We start from the raw sequence: 16317 nt of genomic DNA, 5'->3' as shown, positions 1-16317 counted from the left end.
TTAAAATCTAGTCTTTGGCGTTTTTTCATAGTAAGTGTAAACTACCACAAAATATACCTATTGACTAGCCTATCAAATTTCAAAGTGAGACACTACCTTTGCAAACTCCAGATTTGACACCTTTGCAAAATTTCCTAAAAAGCCGGCTCACTCAAAACCGACATGATTCCCACGCAGACAGGAATTCATCTTAATAATTAAGAAGCCTATTTTATGCAATAGTTTGTCATACTCAACAATGGATTCCCGCCTGCGCGGGAATGACAGTCATTTGGGTTTTCATTGATCATTCATCAGGTTTGGCAAAAACCTCGATTTGGGTTCAGTTCAAAGTTAGATTAGCGCACAAAGCGCAGAAATATGATTGAGACAGGCAAGCCTTTGAGCAGCGCATAACGGAGAGATATGCCGAAGATAGGTTTTGCAAAGGTCTCGGCATACCATATTTAGGAAGATACATACAGCAGCAAGGCCTTATCACGGTCACCTTCAAACATCAGCCGCACATCGCCACCCGCTACGCCGCTCACGCGTACCAACACACCACCGATTTGTCGCTCCAACACTTCCAATTTTGCCCCGCCACGCTGCTGATACACCAATTGCGGGCAAGTTTTTAAGCACCAATGATTCTGCCAATGGATAAAGTATTTCTTGCCCGATTGCAGCGATAATTTTTCATTACCTTTCACAATAAAATACGGATAATCCGGTTTTTTGGTGCGGAATGTCCATTCAGCCCGCTCCGGTTTGCCCTTGCGCTCAAATTCAAACACCGCCCGATAAAGCGTGCCGTATTCCAAAGGCCGAACGGGAAACAGCGCAAATTGCCGCTCACTGAATTGCTGATTTGGGTCGTTGTGTTGGGTCAGCACGCGTTTATGGGTGATTTCCTGTTCGCCTTGATATAATTTGAACGAACGCATTACCACACGTCCTGCTTGGTCGGAAAAAGAAATACTCACCGGATTACCGGTAAACTCATGCCCCGGCATCGGATCCGGCCGCTCGCCCTGAAAATCAGGCATGGCGAAATGTCCCATCGGATAAACCGTGTACAACAACTCTCGCCGGTTTTGCACTTCATCCGCATACACCAGCGCACCGTTGTGACAAGATTGCTTGTAGTAATGACGGTACGGCTCGGCTTTCAGACGGCCTAAACCGCATAATCGGTTAAACCCTTTATGCCCTTGATTCACCACCAGCGCGGTATGATTGCGGCCGTTTTCATAGGCCACACCGGCTTCGTTAATATTTTGTTCCAACAAAGAAAAGCGGTGATAAATCGCCGTCATCAAGCCATCAAGCTGCTGATGTACGGCAAATTCCGCCGCCCTATCCGCATCTTGAAAGCGGCTGCTGGTGCTGACATTCTCATGCACACCTTCATAAATATAACCCGCGTGTCTTGCCCGTTCAGACGGCCTGTTGCCGGTAAAATAACGGCTGGCGCGGTTGTATTCATCATGGCCATCGTCGGGATGTTCAGTCAGATATAGCGCATGATTGCGGGCGGATTGCTCCAAAATCGAAGAATGCGCCAAGGGCTGCAAACCGGCCGTTTTGCGCAAAAAGTTCAAATAGCCCAAGCCGCCCAAACCCGCCACCGCCGAACGATCGTGCGGCGCACTCGCCTGCATCAATTGCTCCGGTGTCATTTTGGGCGGTTGCTGATACCGGAAAAAAGCAAACACAGCGGCAAACAGGCTGAGCCAAAGAATAAGGGATTTCATGATTGTGTTTCAGACGGCCTTGATTGAGCCATTGAGCATAATTGTTTGAATACAGGCATTCTACCAAACATAAAAGCAAGACCGTCTGAAAATACTATTTTTTCAGACGGCCTTGCTGTTCAATCGATTCATTTTTTCGGCTGCACTTGGAATATATCCGGATGTTTTTTCAAATATTCGGTCGCCACAAAACCACCGCCCATCAAAATCAATAAGATGACGGCCAAGGCAATCATGGCGATAACGAATTTATCCATTGCATTCTTTCAGGAGGCCGTCTGAAGCATGATGCTTCAGACGACCCGTGACCTTTGCAAAATCCCTATCTTTGGCACATTTCTTCGTTGTACGCTTGCTCGAAAGCCTGCCTATCTTCATGATATGTCTGCGCTTTCTGTGTTGCTACAACTTTGAACTGTACTCAAATCTAGGGTTTTGTAAAGGTCTCGGCCTGTTACTGCCGATTAGCGTTTGATTTGCGATACGTCGCGCACGGCACCTTTGTCGGCGGAAGTCGCCATCAGGCCGTAGGCGCGCAGGGCTTGGGAAACGTAGCGGTCGCGGTTGACCGGTTTCCATGCTTGGCTGCCGCGTACTTCCATTTCGGCGCGGCGTTGTGCCAATTCTTCATCGGAAATCATCAGGTTGATGCTGCGGTTTGGAATGTCGATTTCGATGGTGTCGCCTTCGTTCACCAAACCGATGGCGCCGCCCTCTGCCGCTTCCGGCGAGGCGTGGCCGATGCTCAGGCCTGAAGTGCCGCCGGAGAAACGGCCGTCGGTCAGCAAGGCACAGGCTTTACCCAAACCTTTTGATTTCAAATAAGAAGTCGGGTACAGCATTTCCTGCATACCCGGGCCGCCTTTCGGACCTTCGTAGCGGATGATGACGATGTCGCCGGCCACGATTTGGTTGGCCAAAATGCCTTCCACGGCGGCATCTTGGCTTTCAAACACGCGCGCGCGGCCGGTAAATTTCAGAATACTGTCATCCACACCGGCGGTTTTCACCACGCAGCCGCGCTCGGCAATATTACCGAACAATACGGCCAAACCGCCGTCTTGCGAATAGGCATGTTCCACGCTGCGGATACAGCCTTTTTCACGGTCGAGATCGAGCGTTTTCCACATGCGGTTTTGCGAGAAGGCCTGCGTGGTGCGCACGCCGCCCGGTGCGGCTTTGAAGCGCTCGATGGCTTCGGTGTTTTCCGGATTGGTCACGTCCCATTTGGCAATCGCTTCTTTCAAAGTCGGCGCGTGAATGGTCGGAATATCGGTGTGCAGTTTGCCCGCTTTTTCCAGCTCTTTCAAAATGCCGAAAATGCCGCCCGCGCGATGCACGTCTTCCATATAATAGTCGTGGTTGTTTGGCGCGGTTTTACAGATACACGGCACCACGCGGCTCAAACGGTCAATGTCGGCCATTTTGAAATCGACGCCGGCTTCATTGGCCACGGCCAGCAAGTGCAAAATGGTGTTGGTCGAACCGCCCATGGCGATGTCCATGGTCATGGCATTTTCAAAAGCGGCTTTGGTGGCGATGCTGCGCGGCAACACGGATTCGTCATTTTGCTCGTAATAGCGGCGGGTAATCTCAACAATCAGGCGGCCTGCTTCCAAGAACAAATCTTTGCGGCCGGCATGGGTGGCCAAGTAAGAACCGTTGCCCGGCAGCGACAAGCCCAAGGCTTCGGTTAAACAGTTCATTGAGTTGGCGGTAAACATGCCGGAACACGAACCGCAAGTCGGACATGCGTTTTGCTCGACTTCCTGAATCTGCGCGTCGGACACATTGTCGTCTGCCGCTTCAATCATGGCATCGATCAAGTCCAAACGACGCTCGTCGGCAATATTGATGGCGCCGATGACTTTACCCGCTTCCATCGGGCCGCCGGATACGAAAATAGTCGGAATGTTTAAACGCATGGCCGCCATCAGCATACCCGGGGTGATTTTGTCGCAGTTGGAAATGCACACCAGCGCATCGGTGCAGTGGGCATTGACCATGTATTCGATCGAATCGGCAATCAAATCACGGCTCGGCAGGCTGTATAACATGCCGCTGTGCCCCATAGCGATGCCGTCATCCACCGCGATGGTGTTGAATTCTTTGGCAATCGCACCGGCTTTTTCGATTTCGCGCGCCACCAATTGACCCATATTGTGCAAGTGAACGTGACCCGGCACAAATTGGGTAAACGAGTTGGCAATCGCAATAATCGGCTTGCCGAAGTCGGCATCGGCCACACCGGTGGCACGCCACAATGCGCGCGCACCGGCCATATTGCGGCCGTGGGTAGAGGTTTTGGAGCGGTAGTCCGGCATGTTGTGTTCCTTTGTTTATTGTGGCGGCGTATTTGAGGCCGTCTGAAAATTGGGAAATTGTTAACAAAAATAAAGTGGTTATTTTATACCAATCAGGCGTAAATCAGCATCTTAATTTGTCGTTTTCTAATATGAAATCAAGATGAATTTACTATACCCGTATTTGCTACTACTGAATTTACTTTTCATTGATTAAATTGAGGCCGTCTGAACCTGAATAAGTTTTTCAGACAGCCTAAACATTATTATTCCGACTCACTCAACCAATCACGCGGCGTTAAAAACTCATTCAAACGCGCTTCCGGGCTGCCTGCTTCCGGCTGATATTGGTATTCAAAGCGCACGAGTGGCGGCATCGACATCAAAATGCTTTCGGTGCGGCCGCCGCTTTGCAAGCCGAAGAGCGTGCCTCTGTCCCACACCAGATTGAATTCGACATAGCGGCCGCGGCGGTAGATCTGGAAATCACGTTCGCGTTCGCCGTATGCGGTGTTTTTCCTTTTGCAAACAATTGGTTGGTAGGCTTTCATATAGCCTTCGCCGACAGCTTGGATGAAATTCAGGCAGGTGTCGAAATCCCAGCAGTTTAAGTCATCAAAAAACAGGCCGCCGACACCGCGGGTTTCGCCACGGTGTTTGAGATAGAAATAATCGTCGCACCATTTTTTGTATTCGGGATAGACTTCCGCGCCAAACGGGCGGCACAGCTTTTCCGCCACGCGGTGCCAATGCAGAATGTCTTCTTCAAACGGATAAAACGGCGTCAGATCGAAGCCGCCGCCGAACCACCACACCGGCGCTTGATTTTCGGGATACGCAATGAAAAAGCGCACGTTGGCATGGCTGGTAGGCACATACGGATTTTTCGGGTGAATCACCAGCGACACGCCCATGGCTTCAAATGCGGCGCCGGCCAATTCAGGACGGTGGGCCGTGGCTGATACCGGCATTTTTTCACCTTTGACATGGGAAAAATTTACGCCCGCCTGCTCAAAAACCGCACCGTTTTTTAACACTCGTGATTCACCTTTACCGAGTTTACTCGTCCATTCGCCGCGTACAAACACCGCGCCGCCGTCTTCGGCTTCCAATGCGGCACAGATGTGGTTTTGCAGGTTTTTCAATACGGACAATACGGTTTCGGTGTGCATGATGTTTCCTTGTTTTTATTGGTGCCGAGGCCGTCTGAAAGATTTCAGACGGCCTTGATGACGTGGTTTGACAAATACCGCTTTCAGACGGCATCAATTGGTAAAAAAGGTATGCGCGCCCAAGTAATTTTTGGCGTAAAACGGCTTGGCCAGTTTTTCGGTTTGAATGGTTTTGCCGCTGCTTGGCGCGTGTATGAATTCTCCATTACCGATGTAGATACCGACATGCGAATATTTGGTGCGCTTGCTGGTATTGAAAAACACCAAGTCGCCCGGTTTCAATTGGCTGTCGGGAATTTTGCGCGAGGCGGCGGCCATATCGCGGGCGGTGCGTGGTAAATTTACGCCGAGTGCGTTTTTATAAATATATTGAATCATGCCGCTGCAATCGAAGCCGGTAGCCGTGGTACTGCCGCCCCATTTATAGGGTGTGCCGACCAAGCCCATGCTTTGAATCATGATTTCTTGCGAACCGTGGGCACGGTCGATGTGGCTGATGCGTACGGGCTGGATCTTGCGCACCGATGCCTGTTTGGCGGTTTTCACCGTTTTTTTCGGCTTTTTGGCGGTGGTGCCGCACGAAGCCAACAGCATGGTGCTTGCAGCTAAAAATAAAGCTTTCCAAATCAGTTCCACCGCTTTTCCTTTCACTTTTCAGACGGCCTTACAATAAACTTTCAATCGGGAAAAACGATAAAATACGCGCGGTCACGCGTTTCCAAAATCCTGCTTCCGGCTCTTTGCCGTAGGTTTTGCCATCTTCGGGATTGTACCAATGCAGCTTGTGAAATTTGTTCATGGTCACTTTATAAGCGTATTTCGGCGTGGTTTCCACCAAGCTGCGCTGCATTATGCCCGCCACTTCAGGGCTTTCAATGACCACGCCCATTTCGGTATTCAGACGGGCCGAGCGCGGATCAAGGTTGAACGAGCCGATAAACACCCGCTTGGCATCGACAATAAAAGTTTTGGCATGCAAACTGGTGGCCGAGCTGCCGGTCAAGCCTCGGTCTTTGGTTTTCGGTACAGCATGGTTGGGCTGCAATTCATAAAGGTGTACCCCGGCTTTGAGTAAGGGTTTGCGGTATTTCACATAACCCGAATGTACCGCCGCCACATCGGTCGCCTGCAAGGAATTGGTCAACACGTTCACATCAATGCCTTCTTTGGCCATTTGCAACAAGGCTTCGGTGCCGCTTTTGGTCGGCACAAAATACGGCGACACCAAATATATACTTTTTTGTGGTTTTTGCAGCGCTTTAAACAGCCGCTCCTGAATCGATTGCTTGGAGCGGTCGCGGTTCAAGCCTTTGGCCGGATCATCGCTAATCAGGCGGGTATGCACGTTAAACCATTCGATGTTGTTTTCCTGCATCGATTTAAACAAGCCCGAATTTTCGACTTCTTTGCGGTATTTGGCCAAAACTTCGTTGCTGTCCGAACGATCATATTCCAGCTCTTTGTAGCCTTTTTCAATGCTGCCTTTTTTAATGATGCTGGTGGCGTTGTAGGAAGAATTGCTCGCCCAATAGCGGTCGAAATCTTTCGACACTTCGGTAACCACCGGCCCGGTTGCCAAAATATCCAAATCGGCAAAGACGGTGTCTTCCCCGACTTGGAAATATTCGTCACCGATGTTGCGGCCGCCGAGAATGGTGGCGCGGTTGTCGGCAGTCAGCGATTTATTATGCATACGGCGGTTGAGACGCGGAAAATCGGTCAGATAGCCCAACGCACGCCATTTGCGTGACACGAACGGATTAAACAGGCGGATTTCGATATTCTGGTGGCTATCCAGCGCCAACAGAACATTATCTAAACCGTTGGTGTTGTTATCGTCTAAAAGCATGCGTACGCGCACACCACGCTCGGCAGCACGGTGTACCAAATTAAACAATAAGCGGCCGGAAATATCGTTGTGCCAAATATAATATTGCAAATCCAAGCTGACATCAGCCGACTCAATCAAAGCTGCACGCGCGACAAAGGCTTCATGCGCATCGTTTAATAAATAGATGCCTGAAGTCGCCCGATCATTGTCAATCTCGCCTTGTTGCGACGGTTTTAAAATGGCTTCCAAGCGCGGTGCAGAATCCACTTCGATATATTGGCTTTCCGCCCGCTCGTCTAAAGACGGCAGAGCGGCACAGCCGACAAGAAACGCTGGTAACATGAATGTCAAATATGGTGTCTTCATTGAAATACTGTTTCCAGACGGCCTTGTGAATATACAAGACATCCTTGCCGGTTTATTTTTTGCATGCCGTCTGAAAAAATGAACTTAAATTGTTGCTTCGCGCATTTTACCTGATTTTTATTGCTAATTTGTAAGATCTTGGCCATCTGAAACATGCAAACGGTTGAAAATCACGCTGGAAAGCAAAGTAATCAAGCCGACGCCGACAAAAGTGAGTTGGAACGCAATATGCAAATCCGCCTGAGCAAAGCTGCTACCGCGCCAGAACCAGAGCATCAGCGCACCTACAGCAATACCTAAAGCAATGGCCAATTGCTGGTTGACAGCCATCAGGCTATTACCGCTGCCGGTCTGATAACTGCGTAAATCCTCCAGTGTGAGCGTGTTCATCGATGAAAACTGAATCGAATTACACATACCCATCAGCAGCAATAAAATCACCCACACCGCTATCGGTGCCTGTCCGTCAGGTATCGCCAGCATAATCAACACGCCCAGAATACGCGTATTCCAAATCAGCACATTACGATAACCAAACCACGCCATAATCGGCTTGATGGCCGGCTTCACCAGCAACGAAGCCAGTGCAATCGGCGCCACCAGCCAGCCCGATAAACTCGCACTGTAGCCAAAGGCCACCTGAAACAGTAAAGGGAGTAAAAACGGCACCGAACTAATTCCCAAGCGGCTAAACAAATTGCCCGTCAAGCCCAGGCGGAACGTGCGCACTTTAAACAGATGGCCGGCATAAATCGGATCGGGTGCGGTTTTCGCATGACGGTAATACAGCCACATTAACACCGCCCCGCTTGCCGCCAGCAGCAATGAAAACGGCGCGGCATTAGAATGAGACACAATTTCTACCGACAAGGTCAGCGCACACGCTGCCGCAGCAAACATCAGAAAACCGCTTAAATCCAACGCCGTTTTCTCACCTTTGACATCAGGCATAATTTTCCAGCCGACGATCAGCCCCATCAAGCCAATCGGCAGATTCAGCAGAAAAATCCAATGCCAAGACGCATATTCCACCAAATAGCCGCCGACCAACGGCCCCAACACCGGCCCGATTAAAGCAGGCATCACCGCATAATTAAACGCATTGAGTAATTGTGATTTTTCATACACACGCAAAATCGTCAAACGCGGCACCGGCACCAGCATAGACCCGCAATACCCTGTACCGCCCTGGCCAGCACCAACATCGGCAAATTTGGCGCAGCGGCGCACAATAGCGAGCCCAGCATAAAGATGGAAATTGCAGCGAGAAATACTTTTTTCGTGCCTACACGGTCCACCAAATAGCCGCTTAAAGGAATCAGCAGCGCCACAGTTACAGTTAAGGTATAAACAATCACCGCCATTTGCATATTCAGCGGCGATTCATGCAAATCTTCGGCAATTTTGGGCAACGCGGTATTTAAAATGGTGGTATCCAGCATTTGCATGAAAATGGCAATAGCCATCAACAGCGGCAGCCAGCGGGAGGGTTTCGCAGCTTGAGTCATCATGATTCGGCTTAAATAATGTTTTTTTTTCATCAATATCGAGCATTGTACCTGAATTTAAAGCCTGCTTAAGGCATTCAAGGCAGTCTGGAAAACCGCTGAATTCAGACTGCCTGAGATCTTTGCAAAACTCCCTGAAAAGCTACTGAACAAAGAATCGACGCTATTCCCGCACAGACGGGAATCCATTTTTGAATATGGCAAACTATTGAATAAAATAAGTTTCTGAAATTTTAAGATGACTTCCCGCCTGTGTGGGAATGACGGCTGTTTTGGTTTTTATTGGTGGTTCATCAGGTTTTGCAAAGGTCTCGGCATAAGGTCAAATCTTTCTTTCAAACCTTTAAAACTGATTCAGACGGCCTTTTATCATAATTTTTATTTATAGATATATAGATTATAGATATATAGATATGCCATCTGAAAATTATCTTCATTTCAATATAAACAAATTATCGATTGAATTTAATGATAATGATTACCATAATATGAAGCATTAGAAGGAATAAGCTTTTTAGCTTTTAATCATTTATCCGCAAATTTATTTTGAAAAATTCAACTTGACCTGTTACATCGAATTACTTAAAGTACAAAATTATCCTTTACTCATTACAATAAAGAAATCTCTGCCAAAATGAGCGTAAAAACCCCTACCCCCATTATCCGTTTCGACAGCGTCCCGACCGATGCATATTTCTTCGGTACCTGCGTTCTCGACATCTTCATGCCCGAAGCCGGTATGGATGCCATGACCTTAATCGAGCAGCAAGGCATCCGCATCCATTTTCCGATGGGTCAGAGCTGCTGCGGCCAGCCTGCTTATTCTTCAGGCCACCCGCAAGAAGCGTTTGAGGTAGCCAAAGCCCAATTGGATCTGTTCCCTGAAAACTGGCCGATTGTCGTGCCATCAGGTTCATGCGGCGGTATGATGAAACACCATTGGCCGACTTTGTTTAAAAACACACCTTACGAAGCCAAAGCCAAAGACGTTGCCGGGCGTGTGATCGAATTTACTCATTTCCTATTGGCCATCGGCTATCACCCTGAAGACAAAGGTGCGCCGGTAAAAGTGGCTGTGCATACCTCTTGCGCGGCACGCCGTGAAATGAATGTGCATCTTTCCGGCTGGGAATTGATTGACGGTATGGAAAATGTCGAACGCATCGTACACGACCATGAGAGCGAGTGCTGTGGCTTTGGCGGCACATTCTCGGTAAAACATCCCGACATTTCCGGTGCCATGGTCAGCGATAAAGTGGCTGCATTGAAAGAAACCCAAGCCACCGAAATCATCAGTGCCGACTGCGGCTGCATGATGAACATCGGCGGTAAAATTGCTAAAGACGAACCCGACATGCCGGCACCGAAACACATTGCCACCTTCTTATTAGAACGTACAGGAGGCAAAGCATGAACGCACGCGACAATATCCTGGCCAAGCTGAGAAAAGCCGATGCCTACCCGATGATTGAGCCGAATACCGCTGATTACTACCGTCAAAACGAAATGACCTGGGAAAGCGAAACGGCACGTCTGAAACATTGGGCGGTGACCATGCGCGCGGTGAAAACCGAGATTTACTGGGTAACCCGTGACAATTGGCCGCAAGTGTTCCGCCAGGCCGCCGAAGAAAAAGGCCTGAAAAACATCTTATTGCCATTACAAACTTCAGACGGCCTCAAAGCCCAAGCCGCCTTGGAAGCCAGCAACATTCAAACCTTGTCGTTCGACCGTAAAATCGAAGACTGGAAAGACGAATTTTTCCTGCAAGTCGATGCCGGTTTCAGCGGCTCAAAATGCGGCATCGCCCGCACCGGCACCATCATGCTGGAATCGAGCCCCGAGCAACCGCGCAGCTTAAGTTTGGTGCCGCCGGTGCATTTCTGCCTGTTTGATACCAGCAAAATGTATGGTGAATTCCACCACGCCGTTGAAGGCGAAAAACTGGTTGAAAACGGTATGCCGACCAATATCATTCTCATCTCCGGCCCATCGAAAACCGCCGACATCCAATTAACGCTGGCCTACGGCGCGCACGGCCCGCGCGATTTGGTGGTGCTGGCAATTCTGCCCGACCACATTTCACCTGCCGATTTGGAGGAAACCGCATGAGCAGCCAAACCATCCGATTCCACATGAAGCCGGAAACCTTCAAACAAAACACCGCCATTTCGCTGCAGGACAAACCGTTGCGCAAAAGCCTGCGCACGGCGATGGATATGCTGATGACCAAGCGCAAAGCCGTGTTGTCAGACGAAGAAGAATTGCAAACCCTGCGCGATTTGTGCGAACACATCCGCCAACGCTCGCTGTCACGCCTGCCTGATTTGCTGGAGCAACTCGAAGCCAACCTCACCCGCTTGGGTGTAAAAGTACACTGGGTAGAAACCCCTGCCGAAGCCTGCACCATCATTCACAATATTATGAATGCCCACAACGGCAAATTAATGGTCAAAGGCAAATCGATGGTCAGCGAAGAAATCGAGCTGAACCATTATTTAGAAGACAGAGGTATTCGCGCGGTAGAAAGTGATTTGGGCGAATTCATCGTTCAGATGGCCGGCGAAAAGCCGACCCACATTGTGATGCCCGCTATTCACAAAACCAAAGAGCAAGTCAGCGAATTGTTCCATCAAAACTTAGATACCCCGCTGACCGATGACGTTGACCAGCTCACCGGCTTTGCCCGCATGGCTTTGCGCGATATTTACCGCACTGCCGACGTGGGCTTGAGCGGTGTGAACTTTGCCGTCGCCGAAACCGGTACCTTATGTTTGGTTGAAAACGAAGGCAACGGCCGCTTGTCAACTACCGTGCCGCCGGTGCATATTGCCATTACCGGCATTGAAAAAGTTGTAGCCAAATTGTCAGACGTGCCGCCGCTGTATAGCTTGCTGCCACGCTCCGCCATCGGTCAAAACATCACCACTTACTTCAATATGATTACCGGCCCGCGCCGCAGCGAAGAGCTGGACGGACCGCAGGAAATGCACTTGGTATTGCTCGACAACGGCCGTACGCAAGCCTATGTTGAAGAACAAATGCGCCGCACTTTGCAATGTATCCGCTGCGGTGCGTGTATGAACCACTGTCCCGTGTACACCCGAATCGGCGGTGCCGCTTACGGTACCACATACCCGGGGCCGATTGGCGAAATCCTGTCACCGCACTTGCTGGGTTTGGAAAGCACCAGCGATCTGCCGACCGCATGCAGTATGTGCGGCGCATGTGTGGAAGTGTGCCCGGTACGCATCCCGATTACCGAACAAATGCAGCGTCTGCGCGTAGAAGCCCAACGTTCCCCAAGCGAAGTGGTACCGCATCCGATTCGCGGCCAAGGTGCCGCGCATACCTTTGGCGAACAAATGGCATGGCGCACGTTTAACGGCATTTTCAGCGGCAAAAAAGCCTACCGTGCATTCGGTTGGGCAGCAACCAAATTCCGTGCTTTAACCCCAAACAAGCAATTGGGCTGGACTGATAGCCGCGTGCCGATGAAACCTGCGAAAAAAACCCTGCATGAAATGATGGCGGAGAAACAACGCCAATCCTAATTTTATATGACTGAATCAAGGCCGTCTGAAACGTTCAGACGGCCTTTCGATTATGGAAACAGGGATAAATATTCCGCTAAAATTTGCATAAACCCCTACTTTCCCACAGATACTAACATTCAGATTTGCATACCTTTGCTCAAAAGCTTATTCCCTAAAATCAACCTTTTTGAGACAATCAATACCGTCAGATCTGCGCCACCTCGGGCAGCATAAAAACAAACCACACACCAACATAAAGGAATCCATCCGGTGAAACGCATTTTCTTGTTTCTTGCTACCAACATTGCCGTCCTGATCGTTATCCGCATCGTCTTGGCTATTTTAGGCATCAACAGCTCCGATGAAGTCGGCAGCCTGTTGGTTTATTCTGCCGTTGTCGGCTTCAGCGGTTCGATTATTTCCCTGCTGCTTTCCAAAACCATGGCCAAACGCTCGGTTAGTGCGGAGGTGATTACCCAGCCGCGCAGCGAAGAAGAAGCTTGGTTATTGTCCACCGTTGAAGCCCAAGCGCGCCAATGGAATTTAAAAACACCGGAAGTAGCCATTTACCATTCACCGGAACCAAACGCATTCGCCACCGGCGCCAGCAAAAACAACTCATTGGTTGCCGTATCCACCGGCCTGCTCGACCATATGACTCGCGACGAAGTAGAAGCTGTTTTGGCGCACGAAATGGCACACGTCGGCAATGGCGACATGGTAACGCTGACCTTGATTCAAGGCGTAGTCAATACTTTTGTCGTGTTCTTCGCCCGCATCGTTTCCGGCATAGTTGCCCGCAATGAGGACGGCAGCACATCCAACGGTATGTATTTCATGGTCAGCATGGTGTTGCAAATCGTCTTCGGCTTCTTGGCCAGCCTTATCGTGATGTGGTTCAGCCGCCAACGGGAATACCGCGCTGATGCAGGTGCTGCAAAATTGGTAGGCGCGCCCAAAATGATTGCCGCCTTGCAACGATTGAAAGGTGCCGCAAGCGATTTGCCGCAAGAGATGAACGCCATGGGTATTGCCAGTGAAAGCAAAGATTCGCTGTTGAGCACCCACCCATCCTTGGATAACCGCATTGCCCGCTTGAAAGCTCAATAAAAAATTACATTATCAAAGGCCGTCTGAAATATTTCAGACGGCCTTTTTGCATTTGCACATTGTTAACAAAATTGTTACGATGGTTGAACTTTTCTACCTACAATAATTCCTAAAAATCCAAAGGAAATATCATGAGCCATCTGCAAATACTGCAACAAAGAGAAGAAGAATTCACCCGTCTGCGCCGCCAAATCCACCAACACCCCGAGCTTGGCTTTGAAGAACAGCGCACCGGCGACATCATTGCCGATTTACTGCAAAAATGGGGCTATGAAGTGCATCGCGGCTTGGCCAAAACCGGCGTAGTCGGTACGTTAAAAAACGGCGGCGGTAAAAAAATCATCGGTCTGCGCGCAGATATGGATGCATTGCCCATTCATGAAGAAAATACCCACGGCTGGTGCAGTAAAATAGACGGCAAATTTCACGGTTGCGGCCACGATGGCCACACCACCATTTTATTGGCGACGGCCCAACGTTTGGCGGAAACCCGCAATTTTAATGGCACCTTACGCGTTATCTTCCAGCCTGCGGAAGAATTGCTTTACGGTGGCCGGGTGATGCTGGATGACGGTTTGTTTGATTTGTTTCCTTGCGACATGATTTTCGGTTTGCACAATATGCCGAAAATGAAGACCGGCGAATTTTACTTCCGCGAAGGCTCGACCATGGCTTCGTCGGATACAATTCATATTCACATTCAAGGTGTCGGCGGCCACGGCGCCATGCCCGAGTCAGGCATTGATGCGACCTTGGTTGCCTGCCACATCACCATCGCTCTGCAAAGCATCGTTTCGCGCAATGTCAGCCCGCTCGATCAGGCCGTGGTAACCGTGGGCTGTATTCAATCAGGTAATGCGCCTAATGTGGTCAACGGCAAAGCCTTGATGAAACTGACTGTGCGCACCTTGAAGCCGGAAGTGCGCGAATTGGTGTGCCGCCGCATCAGCGAAATGGCCCAAGCACAGGCCAACAGTTTCGGCGCTACTGCCACCATAGAACACATCAACGGCTGCCCGCCTTTAATCAACGGCCGTGAAGCCACGCGTTTTGCCCGAGAAGTGGCAACCGAATTATTCGGTGAAGAAAAAGTGCATACCGCTCCGCCATTGATGGGCAGCGAAGATTTTGCCTTTATGCTGGAAGCTAATCCTAACGGAAATTACTGTTTCGTCGGCAACGGTGACGAACCGGGCGCGTGTATGGTGCATAATCCGCTTTATGATTTCAATGATGAGATTATTGTGCCGGCAGCGGCCTATTGGTGTGCATTGACTGAAAAATATTTACGTTAATCTTTCAGACGGCCTATCTGCGTCTTCAGGCCGTCTGAATATATTTTAGGATGTATCACTATGCAAAACCATTCTCAACCATTTGAAGGCAACGACCGGCTGCTTTTCGGCATGGTATTGGGGGTGCTGACGTTTTGGCTGTTTTATCAGGCCGTATTTAACGTCGCCCCCGACATTCAGCGCAGCCTTGCCATGCCCGATACGTCGCTCAATGCGGTGATTAGTTTAGGCTCGCTGTTTTCCGGTTGCTTTATCGTATTGATGGGCGGGCTGGCGGATAAATTCGGCCGCGTGCGCCTGACTTATATCGGCTTTCTGCTCAACATCATTGCCTGCTTATTTTTGTATTTCGCCCAAGGTCCTGTCAGCTTCGGGCTCGGACGTGTGTTTCAGGGCTTGGCTTCGGCCTGCATCATGCCGGCCACGCTTTCCGTCATTAAAAACTATTACCACGGCGCGGCGCGGCAGCGGGCGTTTAGCTTTTGGGCAATCGGTTCGTTCGGCGGCTCGGGTTTGTCTTCTTTTGTCGGCGGCACCATCGCCACTTATCTAGGCTGGCAGAGTATTTTCTTACTCTCGATTGCGATTTCCATCATCGGCATGCTGCTGATGCGCGGCACACCGGAAAGCAAATCGCCGCAAACCGCGATCCGCCGCTACGATTACACCGGCCTGTTTTCCTGCGTATTAGGCTTACTCGCACTCAATTTATTGATTACCAAAGGTTTCCGCTTAGGCTTTAGTCATCCGTTCAGCTTAGCCATGCTGGCCAGCTTTATCGTGATGGCCATTGTGTTTTTCCTCACTGAAATCCGCTTAAAATCGGCGGCTTTTTTGGATTTTTCACTGTTTCAAAACCGTGGCTACAACGGTGCATGTTTATCCAATTTCCTGCTCAACTGCACCGCCGGCACCATTTTCATCATCAACACTTATCTGCAAAAAGGTCACAGTTTAACGCCGTTTGAAGCCGGTCTGAAATCTCTGGGCTATTTGACCATGGTATTAATCATGATTAGGGCCAGCGAGAAACTGTTGCAAAAATTCGGCTATAAAAAACCTATGTTTATTGGCGTGTTGATTACCGCCACAGGCATTTTGGGCTTATCCATGACCAATGTCAGCCACGAAACCTACATGGTTCAAGTGGTGATTTCGTTTGCGCTGTTCGGTTTCGGCTTGGGCTGCTATGCCACACCATCAGCCGATTGCGCGATGGTGAATGCGCCGTTTGAGAAAGCCGGTGTCGCGGCCGGGGTATATAAAATGGCGAGTGCACTCGGTGCATCTTTCGGCATTGCCAGCGGCGCCACGGTGTTCAGCGCCTTGCAAGCATCAGGCGTACACCAAGCTGCACAAGCTGCTTTATGGTTGATGTTGGTACTCGCTTTGCTTTCCTGCTTATCTATTGCGCTACTGATTCCTCGAGATGGTGGCAAATCTAATCAGGCCGTCTGAAA

12 protein-coding genes and 1 pseudogene are annotated in these 16317 nt (G+C 49.9%); 6 read left to right on the top strand and 7 right to left on the bottom strand.

Annotated elements, in window-relative coordinates; translation table 11 throughout:
* Positions 1-446: 446 nt before the first annotated feature.
* The 7 genes and pseudogenes from ACFPVS_RS03665 to ACFPVS_RS03635 form a co-directional block, all read right to left on the bottom strand.
* Positions 447-1736: a CAP domain-containing protein gene (locus ACFPVS_RS03665; RefSeq protein ID WP_096295401.1), complete on the bottom strand. Its 1290-nt coding sequence runs from the start codon at positions 1734-1736 to the stop codon at positions 447-449.
* Positions 1737-1864: 128 nt separating this feature from the next.
* The gene (locus tag ACFPVS_RS03660; RefSeq protein ID WP_269768586.1) at positions 1865-1993 is read right to left on the bottom strand and encodes a hypothetical protein; all 129 of its coding nucleotides are present in this window, start codon (positions 1991-1993) and stop codon (positions 1865-1867) included.
* Between the two features lie 207 nt (positions 1994-2200).
* Positions 2201-4060: a dihydroxy-acid dehydratase gene (ilvD, locus tag ACFPVS_RS03655; protein ID WP_096295402.1), complete on the bottom strand. Its 1860-nt coding sequence runs from the start codon at positions 4058-4060 to the stop codon at positions 2201-2203.
* Between the two features lie 245 nt (positions 4061-4305).
* Positions 4306-5211: an oxygen-dependent coproporphyrinogen oxidase gene (gene hemF, locus ACFPVS_RS03650; RefSeq protein WP_096295403.1), complete on the bottom strand. Its 906-nt coding sequence runs from the start codon at positions 5209-5211 to the stop codon at positions 4306-4308.
* 93 nt (positions 5212-5304) lie between these two features.
* On the bottom strand, positions 5305-5805 hold the full coding sequence (locus tag ACFPVS_RS03645; RefSeq protein WP_123803890.1) for a C40 family peptidase: 501 nt from the start codon (positions 5803-5805) through the stop codon (positions 5305-5307).
* A 70-nt stretch (positions 5806-5875) separates the two neighbouring features.
* A complete protein-coding gene (locus ACFPVS_RS03640; protein ID WP_378595424.1) occupies positions 5876-7408 on the bottom strand; it encodes a phospholipase D family protein in 1533 nt (510 codons plus the stop codon).
* A gap of 123 nt (positions 7409-7531) precedes the next feature.
* Positions 7532-8919: pseudogene (locus tag ACFPVS_RS03635) on the bottom strand (MFS transporter).
* 631 nt (positions 8920-9550) lie between these two features.
* Here ACFPVS_RS03635 and ACFPVS_RS03630 point away from each other — a divergent pair.
* The 6 genes from ACFPVS_RS03630 to ACFPVS_RS03605 all read left to right on the top strand — a co-directional run bounded on the left by ACFPVS_RS03630 (position 9551) and on the right by ACFPVS_RS03605 (position 16315).
* Positions 9551-10330: a (Fe-S)-binding protein gene (locus tag ACFPVS_RS03630; RefSeq protein ID WP_096295404.1), complete on the top strand. Its 780-nt coding sequence runs from the start codon at positions 9551-9553 to the stop codon at positions 10328-10330.
* Positions 10327-11028 (top strand): LutC/YkgG family protein, encoded by a 702-nt coding sequence (locus ACFPVS_RS03625; RefSeq protein ID WP_096295405.1) that lies wholly within the window; start codon positions 10327-10329, stop codon positions 11026-11028. The genes ACFPVS_RS03630 and ACFPVS_RS03625 overlap by 4 nt, the downstream gene beginning before the upstream one ends.
* Positions 11025-12470 carry a LutB/LldF family L-lactate oxidation iron-sulfur protein gene (locus tag ACFPVS_RS03620; protein ID WP_096295406.1) on the top strand — a complete coding sequence of 482 codons (1446 nt, stop codon included), beginning with the start codon at positions 11025-11027 and terminating at the stop codon, positions 12468-12470. The genes ACFPVS_RS03625 and ACFPVS_RS03620 overlap by 4 nt, the downstream gene beginning before the upstream one ends.
* Before the next feature lie 252 nt (positions 12471-12722).
* On the top strand, positions 12723-13562 hold the full coding sequence (gene htpX, locus ACFPVS_RS03615) for a protease HtpX (RefSeq protein ID WP_096295407.1): 840 nt from the start codon (positions 12723-12725) through the stop codon (positions 13560-13562).
* A gap of 131 nt (positions 13563-13693) precedes the next feature.
* Positions 13694-14857 (top strand): M20 aminoacylase family protein, encoded by a 1164-nt coding sequence (locus tag ACFPVS_RS03610; RefSeq protein ID WP_096295408.1) that lies wholly within the window; start codon positions 13694-13696, stop codon positions 14855-14857.
* Positions 14858-14917: 60 nt separating this feature from the next.
* Positions 14918-16315, top strand: coding sequence for an MFS transporter (locus ACFPVS_RS03605; protein WP_378595422.1), 1398 nt, complete (start codon positions 14918-14920; stop codon positions 16313-16315).
* The last annotated feature ends 2 nt before the right edge of the window (positions 16316-16317 follow it).

Source organism: Neisseria weixii (assembly GCF_042658245.1).
GTDB lineage: Bacteria > Pseudomonadota > Gammaproteobacteria > Burkholderiales > Neisseriaceae > Neisseria > Neisseria weixii.
This window is presented reverse-complemented; position numbering and strand designations above follow the sequence as displayed.